The following is a 16463-nucleotide window of genomic DNA, read 5'->3' on the forward strand; positions in this document are numbered from 1 at the left end:
TCTAAGTAAAAATTTAATGATTAATGTTTTGATGGTCTGTACAGCCAATGTTTGCAGATCTCCGATGGCAGAAGTAGTGGCGACTCAGATAGCGCAACGTAACGGGTTGTCGCAGAAATTTCGTTTCGAATCTGCAGGAACCCATGCAAACAAAAGTAAGATGCGCATAGATAGCCGTGCCGTTGCAGTATTGGAACGACGAGGTTATGCGGTAAAAAAAATGCGTTCTAAGCCTATTGAGAAAAAAGACTTTCAACGGTTTGATTTTATTTTGGCAATGGATAATACAAACTACAGTGAATTGCAGCGTATTTGCCCACCCGAGTTACAACATAAATTAAAAATGTTTCTCGCCGAAAGCAAGGGAGTTGGCAGCGGCGAAGTTCCCGACCCTTATTACGGAAACAGTGAAGGATTTGAACGGGTGTTAGATTTATGCGAGACTGGAGTACAGGGGTTATTGCGCAGCACTTTGGCCTAGCCCAACGACGCACTCGTCGTTAGTGGGCACTTCAAACTTGGTAGTAATCACGATACCAAGCAACAAAGTTGCCTATACCTGTCTGAATACTTGTGCCGGGCACAAAACCTACCCAATCTTTCAAAGCATCGGTATTTGCATAAGTGGCGGGCACATCGCCGTCTTGCAGAGGTAGCAAGCGTTTTTCTGCTTTTTTGCCGAGGGCATCTTCAATACAGGCTACAAAATCGAGCAAAGGTACCGGGTTGTTGTTGCCGATATTGAACACACGGTATGGTGCATTGCTGGTGGCCGGGTCGGCGAGGGCTGAGTCATACGCTGGGTTGGGAGCTGCGACACGGTCCAACACGCGAACGACACCTTCCACAATGTCATCAACATAAGTAAAGTCTCGTTGCATATTGCCGTAGTTGTACACATCAATCGGGCGACCATCCATGATGGCCTTTGTGAACAAGAACAAAGCCATGTCGGGACGACCCCAAGGACCGTAAACCGTAAAAAATCGCAAGCCCGTGGTGGGCAAGTTGTATAGATGGCTGTATGTATGGGCCATCAACTCGTTCGCCTTTTTTGTGGCCGCGTATAAGCTTACAGGGTGGTCCACACTGTCGTGCTCTGAAAACGGCATCTTGGTATTGCCGCCGTACACGCTAGAGCTGGATGCGTAGACCAAATGCTGTACTTTGCTATGGCGGCAGCCTTCCAATACGTTGACAAAACCAATCAAATTGCTGTCCACATAGGCATGCGGGTTTTGCAGTGAATAGCGCACGCCTGCCTGGGCTGCAAGGTGGATGACTCGGTCGAATTTCTCTTCTGTAAATAAAGTGGCCATACCAGTGCGGTCACCCACATCTAGTTGTACGAACCGGAAATTCGTATGAGAGGTCAGTCGCTTGAGGCGATTGTGCTTCAGGTTTACGTCATAGTAGTCGTTCAGATTGTCTAGCCCGACCACTTCGTCGCCACGCGCCAACAGCTTTATTGATGCTGTCATGCCAATGAAGCCCGCAGCCCCCGTTACCAAAATCTTCATGACCCCATCCTTTGTCTGTTGCGATATATAGTCGATCTTAACTGGCTTGTTGTACATGACAGTGCTTTGCGCTTGACTCACTAAACGAGAGGTCACACTATGTTGCAGAAGATACTGGCAATGTCTGTAGCGCTATGCGTTGGCACAGCGTGGGCGGGGGTAGATGTTAATCGGGCAGATGTAGCTGCGCTAGATGGGATTCGGGGCATTGGCCCCAGCATGTCCCGCAAAATTCTGCTTGAACGGGAACAAGGCAAGTTTAAAAATTGGACTGATTTCATGGCACGGGTCCCAGGAGTCAAAGACAAAACTGCTGCCAAGTTTTCAGCCCAAGGCCTGACTGTAGACGACCAAGAATTCCCTGAAATTCCTCAATCCCACCATAATTGACCGAAATTCAATGCCTAAAACCACAAACCCAGCATACCCACAGTTACGGGCGGTTCAAGCTGACGAGTAGCAAAAATTTGGTGATGAATACACCGTACTGGCAATTCAGTCATACCAGAGTAAGCGAGCGTCAGCTGGACTTACGGACTATTGCAATATGGTGATACGGGCAGGTCGTCGGTATGGCCTCAGACATCTATGTACCCAACACCAAGCCCGTCTCTACCGTCGGATATCGCAGCCGCAGTCGCAGCTCCTGCTTCATTCGTGTGTTGTCCATACGCCGCGACTCGGACATGAAGCTCAGCAGCATTAACGACAATTGACCTTGCGCCGCATTACGAGGGACGCGCGGCGGGCGTGGCAAGCCATATAGATCGGCGGCTAAGTCGAAGTAGTCGCCCATCAGCATGGCGCTGTCATCATTTATGTTGTAGATGCGCTGGGGCTGGCCGCGCCAAAGAGCATTTACGCAGGCGCGGGCTAGGTCGTCTGCATGGATATGGTTGGTAAATACGTCGTCGGCACGCTCTAGTACTGGTGTACCTTTGCGCAACCGGGCTTCGGGTGTGCCACCTTCGCGGTTGGGTGCGTAGATGCCGGGAATGCGCAGAATACTTGTGCGCACTCGACTGGGGCGGCGACCCATCAGGCGGACCGAGGCTTCAGCATCCACTCGGCGTTGGGCTCGGGGTGTGGTGGCCGCCAGTGCTTGGGTTTCATTCACTAGTGCACCCTGGCAGTCGCCATAAACACCGCTGGTGGACCCATACACCAAGGCTCTGGGAGCTCCACGCAGTTGCAACGCGCGCAGTAGGCTGCGGGTGCGCGGGTCGCTACTGCCTTCGTTGGGTGGTGGGGCTAAATGCAACACGCGGGTGGCCAAGCCAGACAGGCGCAGCACGGTGCGCGCATCGTCCAGGTTACCGCACAGGGGTGTGATACCTTGGGCCCGCAAAGCCGGGCGGCGTTCGGAGCTGGAGGTAAGTGCCAGCACGCGCACCGCGCCCGGCAAGCAGGCTGCGGCACGTTGGCCGACATCGCCGCAGCCGACGATGAGCACGCGTTCGCGGCGGAAGCGCGCAGGCAGCGCGCCGAGAGGGGATTGGTTTGAAGGCAAAATCGAAAGGAATTAAAAACACCCCCAGGCTACATACTTCGTGTTTTCGCTAACCCCCTTGCAGGGTGCGAACCCAGTGGCCCGGCAAAGCCGGTTCCACGGGTTCCTGCTCTGAAAACCGCTGTCTGTATCGCTGTAGGTGGTATTGACAAAAATATGCGCTGAATACTGAAGGATACCGAACCCCATGACCCATCCCGTCCCCACCCCGCAAGCCTTCAGCATCACCGTGCAGCCCAGCGGCCGCAGCTTTGCCGCCACCGCCGACGAATCCATCCTGGCCGCAGGTATCCGCCAGGGCATTGGCCTGCCTTATGGCTGCAAGGACGGCGCCTGCGGCTCCTGCAAATGCAAAAAGCTCGAAGGTATGGTGTTCCACGGCCCGCACCAGAGCAAGGCCTTGAGCGAAGAGGAAGAAGCCGCCGGTCTGGTGTTGACTTGCTGCGCCATGCCGCTGACCGACGTGGTGCTGGAGTCACGCCAGGTTACAGATGAAAGCGCCTTCCCGGTCAAGAAAATGCCGTCCCGTGTGACCACTTTGGAGAAGGTCTCCGGCGATGTGATGGTCCTCAAACTGCAACTGCCCGCCAACGACACGCTGCGCTACCACCCTGGCCAGTACATCGAGTTCATCCTGCGCGATGGTGCCCGGCGCTCTTACAGCATGGCGAACGCACCGCACACCGGCCCGGCAGTCGAGCTGCACATCCGCCACATGCCTGGTGGCAAGTTCACCGACCATGTATTCGGTACGATGAAGGAAAAGGAAATCCAGCGCATCGAAGGCCCCTATGGCAGCTTCTACCTGCGCGAAGATTCCGACAAGCCCATCGTGCTGCTGGCCTCCGGCACCGGTTTTGCGCCCATCAAGGCCATCCTCGAGCACATGCATCACAAGGCCATCACCCGCCCGGCCACGCTGTACTGGGGTGGTCGCCGCCCCGGCGACCTGTATTTGAGCGACTGGGTGCAAGCCCAGTTGGCGGTGATGCCCCATTTACGCTTTGTTCCGGTCATTTCCAACGCCTTGCCCGAAGACGGCTGGACGGGCCGCACCGGGTTTGTCCACCAGGCGGTGCTGCAAGACCTGCCGGATCTGTCTGGCTATGAGGTCTATGCCTGCGGTGCCCCCATCGTGGTCGATTCGGCCCAGGCTGCGTACATCGCCCAGGCCGGACTGCCGCCGGAGGCCTTCTTCGCGGATGCGTTCACCAGCGAGGCCGACAAAGCCGCCGCCTGACCATGACCACGCGCGTCGGAGACGACATCACTTTCCGCAGGCTGGAGATTTTTCTGGCTTTCATGCAGGAAGGTAATCTGACGCGCACCGCCGAGGTGCTGGACACCAGCACGGTCAGCGTGCACCGGGCCTTGCATGCGCTGGAAGAAGGCTTGCGCTGCGCGCTGTTCCGCCACGAAGGCCGCAACCTGATCCCGACCCAGGCTGCGCAGGTGCTGGCCGAAGCGGCCAAAGACGTGCTGCACCTGATGGCCGAGGGCGTGCGCTCCACCCGCGAGGCGGCGGGCTATGCCTCCGACCAGATCCGCATTGGCTCGCTGTATTCGCTGACCATCAAGACCGTGCCGACGCTGCTGATTGCCCTGAAGGTCCGCAAGCCCGAGCTGCAGCCCGAGCTGGTGCTGGGCTCGAACGCCGTGCTGCTGCACAAGCTGGCCCAGGGCGTGATCGATGCGGCGCTGATGGCCATTCCCGACGATGCGCCCGACATCGAGTCGCTACCGCTGTTCGAGGATGACATCTACTTTGCTGCGCCGGTCGGCTCGTGCTACGCCGAGATGGCGGCGGTGGACCTGGGCAGTTGCGCCGACGAGCGCTTTGTCAGCCTGACCGAGGGCTTTGCCACCTACAAGGGCTTCCAGGAAGCCTTTCGTATCGCCGAATTCACGCCCAATGTGGTGATGCAGACCGGTGATATTTTTTCGCTGATGAACCTGGTCAGCGGTGGCCTGGGCTGCACGCTGCTGCCGGGCCGGGTGCGCGATGTGTTCCAGCACAAGGTGCAGCTGATTCCACTGCAAGCCAAATACGCCATGCGCCAGACCATTGGCCTGAACTTTCTGCGCACGCGCGAGCGCGACCCCAATCTTTTGACCTTGCTGTCAGTCTGCCGCCTGTCCCAAGCCAGTCTGGCCTGAACACGGTCCAAAGGGTTAACCCCCGATTGTTTCGCTGGGCGTAAACATCCGCGCTTCCCGTTAATTGTTCTGTCGTGGAGGGCTCGGTACATTCCAGTCCAAGAGGTCCTGCTGTGTTCCGGCACCCGGCAAGACCTCCCAAAAATAGCGCTGACATGCGCCATAACCAGGAGACAGACATGATCATTTACGGCACCGCACTGCTGGCAGCCTGCCACTTGCTCGGTATTTTTTTAGGCGACCTGCTGGGGCAGGCCATGGGGGTCAAAACCAATGTGGGTGGAGTGGGCATCGCCATGTTGCTGCTGATTTTTGCACGCCTCTATATGCAGAAGAAAAACATCCTGCCCAAGCTCACCGAGGTGGGTGTGGGGTACTGGGGTGCCATGTACATCCCCGTGGTGGTGGCCATGGCGGCCCAGCAGGATGTGGTGTCGGCCCTGCGCGGTGGGCATTTGGCGCTGTTGTCGGCGCTGGTGGCGGTGGGCTTGTGCGCCGTGGTCATCTCCCTGATCAACCGCATGGAAAAGCCCTCTGAAGAAGCCGATGCAGCCGCGCTGCCAACGGCAGTACCCACCCCCCACGCAAAGTAAACACCATGCTCGAAATTCTGCAAAAAGCCGCCGCCAGCAACGGCCTCGTTACCGCCTTCGCCATCGTCGGCCTAGTGGTTTTGCTGTCCAACTTCCTGTCGCGCAAGCTGACCTTTGGGCGGGTGCATGGCTCGGCCATCGCCATCGTCATCGGGCTGGTGCTGGCCTACTGGGGCGGCACCCAAACCGGCGGGCACAAAGGCCTGGCCGATATGTCGCTGTTTGGTGGTATCGGCCTGATGGGCGGGGCCATGCTGCGCGACTTCGCCATCGTTGCCACCGCCTTCGAAGTGCAGGCTACCGAAGCCCGCAAGGCCGGTCTGATCGGGGTCGTGGCCCTGGTACTGGGCACGGTGCTGCCGTTCATCGTCGGGGCCAGCATCGCCTGGAGCTTTGGCTATACCGATGCCGTCAGCATGACCACCATCGGCGCGGGTGCCGTCACCTACATCGTCGGCCCGGTCACCGGTGCAGCCATTGGTGCCAGCCCCGACGTGATGGCGCTGAGTATTGCCACCGGCCTGATCAAGGCGATTCTGGTGATGGTCGGCACCCCGGTGGCCGCGCGTTTTCTGCGGCTGAAGACTCCCCGTTCGGCCATGGTATTTGGTGGACTGGCAGGCACCGTGAGCGGGGTTTCCGCCGGGCTGGCCGCCACCGACCGCAAGCTGGTGCCCTACGGCGCGCTGGTCGCTACTTTCCACACCGGCCTGGGCTGCCTGATGGGCCCGTCGGTGCTGTTTTTTGCCACCAAAGCTCTGGTGGGTTGAGGATCACGCCATGGACCGTTTGAACTGGAATACCAAGGCCGACAACCGCGCCGCCCGGCTGGCACGGGCCGCCCAGGCGCTGGGCCCGCAGCTGCGCGGCAAGCATGTGGCCACCGAGTCCATCGGTGCGCTGCTGGAAGCCGTGATCGAACCCGGCGACCGTATCTGCCTGGAGGGCAACAACCAGAAGCAGGCCGACTTTTTGGCCCAGGCCCTGGTGCAGGTTGATCCGCAAAAAATCCATGGGCTGCACATGGTGCAATCCGTGCTGGCACTGCCGGAGCACCTGGATATTTTTGAGAACGGCGTGGCCAGCAAACTGGACTTCAGTTTCTCCGGCCCGCAAGGCGCGCGACTGGCCCGGCTGGTGTCCACTGGCCGCATCCAGATCGGAGCCATCCACACCTACCTGGAGCTATTCGCCCGCTATTTTGTGGACCTGACCCCCAAGGTGGCGCTAGTGGCGGCGCATGCGGCCGATGCCGAGGGCAACCTCTATACCGGGCCCAACACCGAGGACACCCCGGCCATCGTCGAGGCCACGGCCTTCTCGGGCGGAATTGTCATCGCCCAGGTCAACGAGCTGGTGGACGGCAATACCACGCTGCCGCGCATCGACATTCCCGCAGGCTGGATCAGCTTTGTAGTGAAAGCGCCGCGCCCCAACCTGATCGAACCCCTTTTCACCCGCGACCCGGCACAGATCAGCGAAATCCAGGTGCTGATGGCAATGATGGCGATCAAGGGCATCTACGCCGAATACGGGGTCCAGCGGCTGAACCACGGCATTGGCTTCGACACCGCCGCCATCGAGCTGTTGCTGCCCACCTACGCCGAATCGCTGGGGCTGAAGGGCAAAATCGCCAAGCACTGGGCGCTGAACCCGCACCCGGCGCTGATCCCGGCCATCGAGGCGGGCTGGGTCGAATCCATCCACTCCTTCGGCTCCGAGTTGGGTATGGAGGACTACATCCGCGCCCGCTCCGACGTGTTCTTTACCGGCCCGGACGGCAGCCTGCGCAGCAACCGCGCCTTCAGCCAGGCGGCGGGCCACTACGCCTGCGACCTGTTCATCGGCTCCACCCTGCAGATCGACCTGGACGGCAACAGTTCCACCGCCACTCTGGGGCGTATCGCCGGATTTGGTGGCGCACCCAATATGGGGGCCGATGCCCGTGGCCGCCGCCACGCCAGCCCGGCCTGGCTGAAAGCCGGGCGCGAGGCCCGCGCTGGCCGCAGTGGCGCAGCAGGCACGCCGCGGGGGCAAAAGCTGGTGGTGCAAATGGTGGAAACCTTCCGCGAGCATATGCAGCCCGCATTTGTGGACCGGCTGGATGCCTGGACGTTGCAAGAACAAGCCAACATGGATTTACCGCCCATCATGGTCTATGGCGACGACGTGACCCACATCTTGACCGAAGAAGGCATTGCCAACCTGCTGCTGTGCCGCAGCGATGCCGAGCGCGAGCAGGCCATCCGTGGCGTGGCCGGTTACACGGCGGTCGGCCTGGCGCGCGACAAACGCGCGGTCGAAAACCTGCGCGACCGCGGCATCATCCGCCGCGCGCAAGACCTGGGTATCGACCCGCGGGATGCTACGCGCAACCTGTTGGCCGCACGCAGCATGCGCGACCTAGTGCGCGCCTCCGGCGGGCTGTACCAACCGCCCAAACGTTTCAGAAACTGGTAGGAGGAAGACCACCATGAGCGATATTCCCGCAGGGCTTGAAACCCTGGACTTTGCATACCCCGCTGGCCAACCCGCGGGCCGCTTTGCGCCCATCCTGGTGGGTGTCGTCGGCTCCGGCAACCTGGAGGTGCTGCTGGAAGCGGCCACGGACGGGCCCTGTGCCGTCCGCATTGAAACCTCGGCACGCGGCTTTGCCCCGATCTGGCAGGCGGTGGTGGACGACTTCCACACCCGCCACCCGATCACCGGGGTGCGTATTTCCATCCACGACATGGGGGCCACGCCCGCCGTCGTCAGCCTGCGCCTAGACCAGGCCGTGGCCGAACTCCCAGCAACTCCAGGGGCCTCCACATGATTAGCTATGTCGAATGCACAGCCCGCGAGCGCCTGGCCCAGGTGCTGGACCGTGGCAGTTTCCACGAGTGGCTGCCCCCCGCAGAACGCATCACCAGCCCGCACCTGGCCCAGCTCGGCGTGCCCTCGGCCTTTGACGACGGCGTGGCGATTGGCCGCGCCACCCTGGACGGCCATCCCATCTTTGTGGCCGCACAAGAAGGCGAGTTCATGGGCGGTGGCGTGGGCGAGGTGCATGGTGCCAAGCTGGTGGGCCTGCTGCAGCGCGCGCTACGCGACCGGCCACAGGCCGTGCTGGTGCTGGCCGAATCCGGCGGTGTGCGCCTGCACGAAGCCAATGCCGGGCTCATTGCCGTGTCGGAAGTGATGCGTGCCGTGCTGGATGTACGGGCCGCGGGTATCCCGGTCATCTTCCTGATCGGTGGTGCCAACGGCTGCTTTGGCGGCATGGGCATCGTGGCGCGCTGCGCCGACCACATTGTGATGAGCGACGTGGGCCGCCTGGCCATGTCCGGCCCGGAAGTGATTGAAGCCAGCCACGGCGTGGATGAGTTCGACTCGCGCGACCGCGCGCTGGTCTGGCGCACCACGGGCGGCAAGCACCGCTGGCTCACCGGCGATTGCGATGCGCTGGTGGAAGACGACGTAGCGGCTTTCCGCCGCGCTGCCATTGCGGCACTGCAAGCCGCCCAACCAGTGAGCCTAGCCGCCTTGGAAGCCGAGCATGCATTGTTGGCAGCCCGCCTGCGGCCCCTGGCCAGCGGCGGCGACGAAGCCACCGCCCTGTGGCAGCGCCTGGGTATTGCCGACGCGGCCCGCGTGCCGGACATGGATGTGGCCGAACTCAATACCTTGGGAGTCAACGTATGAACTGGAACACCCTGGCCACCCAACTCTTCGGTCCCGCCCATGGCATCACCGCCGAGCGCGACTTTCTGCAAGGCACCGTCACCTTCGACGGGCAGCTGCTGGCGGTGCTGGGCACCACAAACCACGCGCCCATCGGCGTCCAATTGACATTGGCCCAGGCCCGGGTGGTGCTGGACACCATCGCCCGGCACCCGGGCCGCCCCATCCTGCTACTGATCGACACCCAGGGCCAGCAGTTGCGCCGCCGTGATGAGCTGCTGGGCATCAACCGCGCTATGGCGCATCTGGGCATGGCCATCGACTTGGCTCGGCGCAGCGGGCACCGGGTGCTGGGGCTGGTGTACGACCAGGCGCTGTCGGGTGGTTTCATCACCTCGGGCCTGATTGCCGATGCCTGCTACGCAATGCCCGAGGCCGAGATCCGCGTCATGCGCATCCCCGCCATGGCCCGTGTCACCAAGCTGCCCGAGGAGATGCTGACCGCGCTGTCGCAGTCCAACCCGGTATTCGCCCCCGGCGTGGGCAACTATGTGGCCATGGGCGGCGTGCAGGCCCTTTGGCAAGGCGATTTGCCTGCTGCCCTGCGCGAGGCGCTGGCACATGCGCCCACCCAAGACCGGCGCGCCATTGACGGTGCTGCACGCGGTGGCCGCAAGATGTCGGCTGCCGTGGTGCAACGGGTGCTGGATGCCGCATGACCCCTTTGCACCGCCACCAGATCGCCTGGCTTTCTGATGCCGGCTGGCAGCAGGTGCTGGCCCAAGCCTGGGATGCCACCGCACAGGACTGCCTGCAGCACTGGGCCCGCCAGCGCCTGCCGCTGGTGGTCACGCGCCAGACCGTCAGTGAAATGCCGCACACCATCGCCCTGGGCCTGCCCGCCCCAGTGCGCTGGGACAAGCGGCGCATCGCATTGGCCGTGCCGCGCAGTGCGGTGCTGTATTTCGACGCATTTCCACGTGCCGGTGAGGTGCAGTGCCTGCTGCCGCTACCGGCACGCACCGCCTGGCGCGGGCTGTGTGAACAGCTCAGCGCCTGCCAGGCCGCAGCGCGGGTCTACGGCAGCTACGGCTGGCAGCGGCTGACCGGGCTGGACCATGTGCATGGCGATTCCGATATCGACCTGTGCATCGCCGTATCCCACCCCAGCCAGGCCGATGCGGTCGCCGCCTTGCTGCAGGACTGTGCTGTGCCGCGCGTGCGCCTGGACGGCGAGCTGGTGTTTGGCGACGGTGCCGCCGTGGCCTGGCGCGAATGGGCCGCCTGGCGGGCGGGCCGCAGCAGCGCCGTACTGGTCAAGCGCCTGTGCGGTGCTACGCTGGAACGCGCGCCCTTCTGGCAGAGTGCTCCGTCGGTGGCGGAGGCCATTGCATGATGGCCGCCGCACTGCAGCCAGCGCAGGTCTGGCCTCAGGTTTCCTTGTCACCCGCCCCCCAAGCGATAGGCCGGGCGGCGACGCGGGCGCTGTACCACGAGCTGGCCCTGTCCCCCAAGCCCGGCCTGGTCACCCTGACCGACAACGGCAGCCACCGCGACATGGACGCGCAGACCTTTATGCGCAGCCTGTTCGCCCTGCGCGGCTACTTCGTGGCCATCTCCGAGCTGGGCCAGCAGAACGCCGATTTTGCGGCGCTGGAGCGCTGCGGCATCCAGGCCGAAGCCCACATGCTGGCGGCCACCGGCGGCATCAACACGCACCGGGGGGCGATCTTCATGCTGGGCCTGCTGTGTGCAGCGGCGGGGGCTGCGTCTGCCAGCGGCGCAGCGCCCACCCCTGCGCGGCTGCGCCTGGCCTTGCGGCACCACTGGGGTGGCGCGCTGGCGGCGCGGGCTTCGCGAACGCCCACGCTACCCGGGGGCATCGCCGCGCAAAAACACGGTTTGCGCAGTGCCTCGCAAGAGGCGGCGCTGGCGTTTCCGGTGTTGTTCGAAACGGCGGTACCGGCCCTGGCCGCGGGGCTGGCACGGGGCCTGTCACCTATGCAGGCGCGCCTGGACACCCTTTTCCACGTTATGGCGGTGCTGGACGACAGCAACCTGGCCCACCGGGGCGGACTGGCGGGCCTGCACCACGCCCGGCAGTCGGCCCGCAGTTTTCTGGCCGCAGGTGGGGCCGCCCGCCCTGGGGGCATGGAGGCCGCCCAGGCCATGGGCGTGGATTTCAAAGCCCGCAACCTGTCGCCCGGTGGCTCTGCCGATACCCTGGCCGCCGCCTGCTGGATGGTCCAGCTCTGCGCCTCTGCGCCATGAGCTTCGCGCTGGTCTTCAGCGGCCAAGGCATGCAGCACCCCGCCATGCTGCCCTGGCTGGCCCCCGACAGTGCCCTGGTGCGGCTGACCTGTGCGCGGCTGGGCGTGGAGGACTGGCGCAATGCTCTGGAAGATGCCGGGTGGGCCGCCAGCAACCGCCACGCGCAATGCCTGCTGACCGGGCTGGGGCTGGCGGCCTGGCAGCAACTCGCCGCAGACCTGCCGCCGCCGACTGCCATTGCCGGTTACAGCGTGGGCGAGTTGGCCGCTTTCAGCGCCGCCGGGGTGTTCGATGCCGCCACGGCGCTGGATCTGGCCCGCGACCGGGCCGAGGCCATGGACCGCTGTGCCGCCGATACACCAGGAGGGCTGCTGGCCGTTAGCGGCCTGACCATGCCTGTGCTCGACCAGCTCTGCCACCAGACCGGCGTGGCCGTGGCCATCCGCAACGGGGTGGACAGCGCCGTCATTGGCGGCCCGCATGCCGCGCTGGCACGGGCCGAAAGCCAGGCCTTGCAACAGAACGCGCACTGCACCCGCCTCAAGGTCCACGTTGCCTCGCACACGCTCTGGATGCAGGCTGCGGCAAACAGCTTTGCCCAGACCCTGGCAGCCTTGCCACTGCAGCGGCCGCGCAGCGTACTGTTCAGCAACGCGGTCGACCGCGTTCTGGATGCCACGCAGGCCAAAGCCGCGCTGGCCGCGCAAATCGCCCAGACCGTGCGCTGGGACGAGTGCATGGACAACCTGGCCGCACGCGGCGTGGGTTGCGTGCTGGAGGTTGGCCCAGGGCAGGCCTTGGCCCGCATCTGGAACCAACGCTACCCGGACATTCCGGCCCGCGCCTGCGACGATTTCCGCAGCGATGCCGCCGTAGTGGCGTGGGTCCACAGCCAACTCTGAACGGTTCGAGTCGGCTTGCTCTTGGCACAAAGCGATCCAGTCGATGGAGGCTGTTCAACAACAACGTAAAAAAAGCCCACAGTGTCACCACGGCGGGTTATTTGCATCTGGCCGTATTACACATCGTAAGCAACCTTGTGCGAGTAGGACTGCGCACCACCTTCATATGGCGATTCGCGGTTTTCCCGACCCACGCTTGTTGGATCGCTTTGTTGTGGACGTGCTTGGCGAGCGACATTATTGGCTTAATGATGGTTGTGGCCACCGGTATGGTCGCAACCGGATTCTCTTAGGCAAAGCTGTGCAGCATTGCTCCTTGTAAACGCGAAGTTACTGGTCCCGGTATCAACCCGAATAGAGGTACCTTAGAGGATGTTAAATTTCAGAGCCATCGGGCTTCATGGCGTACTTATATTTCAGAATATGTAAGTTGCTACAAAGTAGTTGGATTAATTTTTAATGTGATTAAAGTTCATTAACAACTGCCTTGCTAACGCCAAAAAATTTCCAAACCTATGCCTGCTAACCGTCAAAACTCTACACGTATATGTGCAATATTTGTGAAATTTTTGATGGTTACGCATCTAGAATTTGAGCTACATTGAAAAGCTGTATAAGCATAAATTTTTATGAACAAGGGGAAAATTTTGAAAGAAAATCGTAGTTATCTTTCTTTGGTAGTGCGTTGCATTGTTTGCGGGCTAATGACATCATGTTCGATTTTTACACCTAGCTACCCAGCTGCCCCGTCAACTGCTATAACGAATGATTACAACTACATTATTGGACCAGGAGACGCATTAACTATTACTGTTTGGCGCAATCCTGAACTTTCAATGTCAGTTCCTGTACGACCAGACGGTAAGTTAACAACACCACTTGTAGATGAACTTGTAGTTCAAGGAAAAACTTCAGTTCAGGTTGCTCGTGAAATCGAAACAGTTCTAGCAAAATTTGTCCGCGATCCTGTTGTGACAGTAATGGTCACTGGTTTTGTTGGCCCTTATAGCGAGCAAATTAGGGTGGTGGGCGAAGCAGCAAAGCCGCAAACACTGCCTTATAAGAGCAAGATGACTGTATTAGATGTAATGATTTTAGTAGGCGGTTTGACAGATTTTGCAGATGGAAATAGTGCGACTATATTACGGACTTCAGAGGGCGATAAGCGCTATTCTGTTCGATTAAAAGATTTAATAAAAAGAGGAGATTACTCAGGTAATGTTGAAATGAAGCCTGGCGATATTTTGATAATTCCACAAGGGTGGTTTTAATGAAATTTAAAGAATTGAAAATATTTAATTAACTTTTAGAATATACAAAATAATGGATGAGTTAATTAGTCAATTACTAACTTTTGCTAAAGGTTCTTGGAAGCATCGCTGGTTGGGTTTACTTGTCGCTTGGCTTGTCGGAGTGATAGGTGCCGGCATAGTATTAAGGGTGCCTGACAAATATGAAGCCTCCGCTCGTATTTATGTGGATACGCAATCAATTTTAAAACCTTTAATGTCAGGTTTGGCAGTTCAACCAAATGTGGATCAGCAAGTGGGCATGTTGAGTAGGACACTTATAACTCGACCGAATGTTGAAAAGTTGATCCGTATGGCTGATCTTGATCTTGGGACATCATCTAAAGGTTCTCAAGATGGCTTGATTGAGCAGTTAATTAATACATTGCAAATAAAAAGTACTGCTAGGGATAATTTATACACACTTTCATATCAGGACCCAAATCCTGAAAAAGCTAAACGTGTAGTTCAGTCGTTAGTATCTATATTTGTTGAGTCAAGTTTAGGTGATAGTCGTAAAGATACTGACGCAGCAAAGAAGTTTATTACAGAACAAATTAAAACTTATGAATCGAAATTGGAATCAGCCGAAGCGCGTTTGAAAGAGTTTAAGTTGCGTAATATTGATGTCCAAACTGCAAATGGAGGTACGGATATAGCTGGAAAATTAAGCGAGATTAGTATTCAATTAAATCAAGCTAAATTAGACTTACGTGAAGCTGAAAACGCACGTGATGCAGCAAAGATGCAATTGCAAAGTGAGAAAACTGAAAGTGCAAATATTTCTTCTAAAAGCTTGATGCAGGAATCAGCGCAATCATTAGCCACGCCAGAAATTGATTCACGCATAGAAGTGCAAAAAAGAAATCTAGATGGTTTATTGCAACGATTTACTGAACAGCATCCAGATGTCATTGGTACTAGAAGATTGCTTAAAGAATTAGAAGATCAAAGAAAAAAAGAAATTCAAGAATTACGGAAAACTGCAATGGCAAGTCCATTGTCTTCGGGCAATAGCACGCTAGCATCGCAGGAAATGAATCGCCTTTTGGCTACTTCAGAAGTGCAAGTCGCATCGTTACGAGCTAGAGTTTCCGAGTACTCATTAAGATATGAAAAAGCTCGTGAATTCTTAAAAACTGCGCCACAAACAGAAGCAGAATACGCGCAATTAAATAGAGATTATGCTATCAATAAGAAAAATTATGAAGATTTAGTAAGTCGACGTGAATCAGCATCACTCTCAGGTGATTTAGAGTCCGCTGCAGGTGTAGCTGATTTCCGATTGATTGATCCACCAAGAGTTTCGCCTAAACCTGTTGCGCCTAACAGGCTGTTGCTTTTATTGTTGGCGTTAGTTGTTTCTTTAGGTGCCGGTGGTTTTACTGCATTTGCAGCAAGCCAATTAAGGCCGGTATTTCATGATGCTCGAACATTACGAAATGTAATTGATCTGCCACTTTTGGGCGTTGTAACGTTGGTATTGAGTGAGGTTGCAAAACGCAAAGAACGATCGGATTTACGTAAATTCTTTATAGTTTTGACTGCACTAATTGCTTCATTTATTTGCTTAATAGCTATACTGGCATTTACATCTGGACAAATAGGTTAAAAATGAGTAGCTTAATCGAACAAGCAACACGTCGTCTTGAACAATTACGGCAAGCTGGAGTCATATTAAAGTCTTCTGCGGACGAAGATTTAAAAAATATATCGGCAGATAAATTTAATTCTGATATCCCCCCTTTATTGGTAGACAGCCATTTAACAGAAAAAGATATAAAACCAGCATCTTTTTCAAGAAAAGTAGAACTAGATCTAGATGCATTGGCTGCAGCCGGTATTGTCAGTCCGAATGCACCAAGATCACAAATCGCTGATCAATATCGAGTTATAAAACGACCACTAATCAGTAATGCGATGGGAAAAGGTCCATCTATGATTAGTAATGGTAATTTAATAATGGTTACTAGCGCATTAGCGGGAGAAGGCAAAAGTTTTTCAGCAATTAATTTAGCAATGAGCATTGCAACTGAATTAGATAACACAGTTATGCTTGTTGATGCTGATGTAGCACGTCCATCTGTGCTTCGAATGCTCGGACTTCCTGCTAGTCCTGGATTGCTCGACTTATTGGTTGGAGATGTTGAGGATTTATCTAGTGTTCTATTAAGAACAAATATTGATAAGTTAACTCTTTTACCAAGTGGGACTCCGCACCTAAGAGCAACAGAATTATTGGCAAGCGATGCCATGAGTCAGTTAATTAAAAATATCGCGAATCGCTATTCGGATCGGATCATCATATTTGATTCCCCGCCGCTTCTTTTAACAACTGAATCAAGAGTTTTAGCAACACATATGGGACAAATTGTTATGGTTGTTCATGCAGAAAAGACTCTTCAAGTTGATATTCAGCATGCTTTATCTTCTATTGAGGCCTGTCCGGTAAAGATGATGGTTTTGAATCAGGCGAAAAATGGTGTACAAGGTGGATATGGAGGCTACGGTTATGGCTATGGTTACGAGCAATAAATGCGTTATTTTTAATTATTGAA

General features: G+C 57.4%; 18 protein-coding genes. 16 read left to right on the plus strand and 2 right to left on the minus strand.

All coding sequences use genetic code 11. The features are described from left to right. The first annotated feature begins 31 nt into the window (after positions 1 to 31). Positions 32 to 481 (plus strand): low molecular weight protein-tyrosine-phosphatase, encoded by a 450-nt coding sequence (locus Q0T48_RS13400; protein ID WP_295957205.1) that lies wholly within the window; start codon positions 32 to 34, stop codon positions 479 to 481. A 31-nt stretch (positions 482 to 512) separates the two neighbouring features. Here the strand turns inward: Q0T48_RS13400 and Q0T48_RS13405 are convergent, their stop codons facing one another. Further along, positions 513 to 1520: an NAD-dependent epimerase gene (locus tag Q0T48_RS13405; protein WP_295957117.1), complete on the minus strand. Its 1008-nt coding sequence runs from the start codon at positions 1518 to 1520 to the stop codon at positions 513 to 515. Positions 1521 to 1640: 120 nt separating this feature from the next. On the opposite strand from Q0T48_RS13405, the gene Q0T48_RS13410 reads away from it, so the two are divergent. Continuing rightward, positions 1641 to 1910, plus strand: coding sequence for a helix-hairpin-helix domain-containing protein (locus tag Q0T48_RS13410; protein WP_295957206.1), 270 nt, complete (start codon positions 1641 to 1643; stop codon positions 1908 to 1910). 196 nt (positions 1911 to 2106) lie between these two features. Here Q0T48_RS13410 and Q0T48_RS13415 read toward each other — a convergent pair whose 3' ends face one another. After that, on the minus strand, positions 2107 to 3030 hold the full coding sequence (locus tag Q0T48_RS13415) for an SDR family oxidoreductase (protein ID WP_295957118.1): 924 nt from the start codon (positions 3028 to 3030) through the stop codon (positions 2107 to 2109). Between the two features lie 187 nt (positions 3031 to 3217). Here Q0T48_RS13415 and Q0T48_RS13420 point away from each other — a divergent pair, with 187 nt between their 5' ends. From Q0T48_RS13420 to Q0T48_RS13485, 14 genes are all read left to right on the plus strand, one after another. Then, on the plus strand, positions 3218 to 4270 hold the full coding sequence (locus tag Q0T48_RS13420; RefSeq protein ID WP_295957119.1) for a CDP-6-deoxy-delta-3,4-glucoseen reductase: 1053 nt from the start codon (positions 3218 to 3220) through the stop codon (positions 4268 to 4270). A gap of 2 nt (positions 4271 to 4272) precedes the next feature. After that, a complete protein-coding gene (locus tag Q0T48_RS13425) occupies positions 4273 to 5187 on the plus strand; it encodes a LysR family transcriptional regulator (protein WP_295957120.1) in 915 nt (304 codons plus the stop codon). Between the two features lie 179 nt (positions 5188 to 5366). Continuing rightward, complete coding sequence (madL, locus tag Q0T48_RS13430; RefSeq protein ID WP_295957121.1) at positions 5367 to 5780, plus strand: malonate transporter subunit MadL; 414 nt, start codon at positions 5367 to 5369, stop codon at positions 5778 to 5780. A 5-nt stretch (positions 5781 to 5785) separates the two neighbouring features. Continuing rightward, complete coding sequence (madM, locus tag Q0T48_RS13435) at positions 5786 to 6550, plus strand: malonate transporter subunit MadM (RefSeq protein ID WP_295957122.1); 765 nt, start codon at positions 5786 to 5788, stop codon at positions 6548 to 6550. Positions 6551 to 6560: 10 nt separating this feature from the next. After that, entirely contained in the window at positions 6561 to 8240 is a 1680-nt protein-coding gene (gene mdcA / locus Q0T48_RS13440; RefSeq protein ID WP_295957123.1) for a malonate decarboxylase subunit alpha, read from the plus strand. A gap of 13 nt (positions 8241 to 8253) precedes the next feature. After that, entirely contained in the window at positions 8254 to 8595 is a 342-nt protein-coding gene (gene mdcC / locus Q0T48_RS13445; RefSeq protein ID WP_295957124.1) for a malonate decarboxylase acyl carrier protein, read from the plus strand. After that, complete coding sequence (locus Q0T48_RS13450) at positions 8592 to 9464, plus strand: biotin-independent malonate decarboxylase subunit beta (RefSeq protein ID WP_295957125.1); 873 nt, start codon at positions 8592 to 8594, stop codon at positions 9462 to 9464. Before mdcC ends, Q0T48_RS13450 begins: the two co-directional genes overlap by 4 nt. Further along, positions 9461 to 10162, plus strand: coding sequence for a biotin-independent malonate decarboxylase subunit gamma (locus tag Q0T48_RS13455; RefSeq protein WP_295957126.1), 702 nt, complete (start codon positions 9461 to 9463; stop codon positions 10160 to 10162). The genes Q0T48_RS13450 and Q0T48_RS13455 overlap by 4 nt, the downstream gene beginning before the upstream one ends. Further along, positions 10159 to 10839 (plus strand): malonate decarboxylase holo-[acyl-carrier-protein] synthase, encoded by a 681-nt coding sequence (gene mdcG, locus Q0T48_RS13460; protein WP_295957127.1) that lies wholly within the window; start codon positions 10159 to 10161, stop codon positions 10837 to 10839. Before Q0T48_RS13455 ends, mdcG begins: the two co-directional genes overlap by 4 nt. Beyond that, positions 10836 to 11714: a triphosphoribosyl-dephospho-CoA synthase gene (locus tag Q0T48_RS13465; RefSeq protein WP_295957128.1), complete on the plus strand. Its 879-nt coding sequence runs from the start codon at positions 10836 to 10838 to the stop codon at positions 11712 to 11714. Before mdcG ends, Q0T48_RS13465 begins: the two co-directional genes overlap by 4 nt. Further along, positions 11711 to 12616: an acyltransferase domain-containing protein gene (locus tag Q0T48_RS13470; protein WP_295957129.1), complete on the plus strand. Its 906-nt coding sequence runs from the start codon at positions 11711 to 11713 to the stop codon at positions 12614 to 12616. Before Q0T48_RS13465 ends, Q0T48_RS13470 begins: the two co-directional genes overlap by 4 nt. 704 nt (positions 12617 to 13320) lie before the next feature. Further along, positions 13321 to 13887 (plus strand): XrtA/PEP-CTERM system exopolysaccharide export protein, encoded by a 567-nt coding sequence (locus tag Q0T48_RS13475; protein WP_295957207.1) that lies wholly within the window; start codon positions 13321 to 13323, stop codon positions 13885 to 13887. Positions 13888 to 13939: 52 nt separating this feature from the next. Continuing rightward, positions 13940 to 15517, plus strand: coding sequence for an XrtA system polysaccharide chain length determinant (locus Q0T48_RS13480; RefSeq protein ID WP_295957130.1), 1578 nt, complete (start codon positions 13940 to 13942; stop codon positions 15515 to 15517). Positions 15518 to 15519: 2 nt separating this feature from the next. Beyond that, positions 15520 to 16440, plus strand: coding sequence for an XrtA-associated tyrosine autokinase (locus Q0T48_RS13485; RefSeq protein ID WP_295957131.1), 921 nt, complete (start codon positions 15520 to 15522; stop codon positions 16438 to 16440). The last annotated feature ends 23 nt before the right edge of the window (positions 16441 to 16463 follow it).

It is taken from the genome of Rhodoferax sp., from assembly GCF_025354435.1.
Lineage (GTDB): Bacteria > Pseudomonadota > Gammaproteobacteria > Burkholderiales > Burkholderiaceae_C > Rhodoferax_B.

Excerpts from the sequence above, each read along its gene's own strand:
- Q0T48_RS13400 (WP_295957205.1), top strand. The coding sequence starts at position 32 with ATGGTCTGTACAGCCAATGTTTGCAGATCTCCGATGGCAGAAGTAGTG.
- Q0T48_RS13405 (WP_295957117.1), bottom strand. The coding sequence starts at position 1,520 with ATGAAGATTTTGGTAACGGGGGCTGCGGGCTTCATTGGCATGACAGCA.
- Q0T48_RS13410 (WP_295957206.1), top strand. The coding sequence starts at position 1,641 with ATGTCTGTAGCGCTATGCGTTGGCACAGCGTGGGCGGGGGTAGATGTT.
- Q0T48_RS13420 (WP_295957119.1), top strand. The coding sequence starts at position 3,218 with ATGACCCATCCCGTCCCCACCCCGCAAGCCTTCAGCATCACCGTGCAG.
- Q0T48_RS13425 (WP_295957120.1), top strand. The coding sequence starts at position 4,273 with ATGACCACGCGCGTCGGAGACGACATCACTTTCCGCAGGCTGGAGATT.
- madL (WP_295957121.1), top strand. The coding sequence starts at position 5,367 with ATGATCATTTACGGCACCGCACTGCTGGCAGCCTGCCACTTGCTCGGT.
- madM (WP_295957122.1), top strand. The coding sequence starts at position 5,786 with ATGCTCGAAATTCTGCAAAAAGCCGCCGCCAGCAACGGCCTCGTTACC.
- mdcA (WP_295957123.1), top strand. The coding sequence starts at position 6,561 with ATGGACCGTTTGAACTGGAATACCAAGGCCGACAACCGCGCCGCCCGG.
- mdcC (WP_295957124.1), top strand. The coding sequence starts at position 8,254 with ATGAGCGATATTCCCGCAGGGCTTGAAACCCTGGACTTTGCATACCCC.
- Q0T48_RS13450 (WP_295957125.1), top strand. The coding sequence starts at position 8,592 with ATGATTAGCTATGTCGAATGCACAGCCCGCGAGCGCCTGGCCCAGGTG.
- Q0T48_RS13455 (WP_295957126.1), top strand. The coding sequence starts at position 9,461 with ATGAACTGGAACACCCTGGCCACCCAACTCTTCGGTCCCGCCCATGGC.
- mdcG (WP_295957127.1), top strand. The coding sequence starts at position 10,159 with ATGACCCCTTTGCACCGCCACCAGATCGCCTGGCTTTCTGATGCCGGC.
- Q0T48_RS13465 (WP_295957128.1), top strand. The coding sequence starts at position 10,836 with ATGATGGCCGCCGCACTGCAGCCAGCGCAGGTCTGGCCTCAGGTTTCC.
- Q0T48_RS13470 (WP_295957129.1), top strand. The coding sequence starts at position 11,711 with ATGAGCTTCGCGCTGGTCTTCAGCGGCCAAGGCATGCAGCACCCCGCC.
- Q0T48_RS13475 (WP_295957207.1), top strand. The coding sequence starts at position 13,321 with ATGACATCATGTTCGATTTTTACACCTAGCTACCCAGCTGCCCCGTCA.
- Q0T48_RS13480 (WP_295957130.1), top strand. The coding sequence starts at position 13,940 with ATGGATGAGTTAATTAGTCAATTACTAACTTTTGCTAAAGGTTCTTGG.
- Q0T48_RS13485 (WP_295957131.1), top strand. The coding sequence starts at position 15,520 with ATGAGTAGCTTAATCGAACAAGCAACACGTCGTCTTGAACAATTACGG.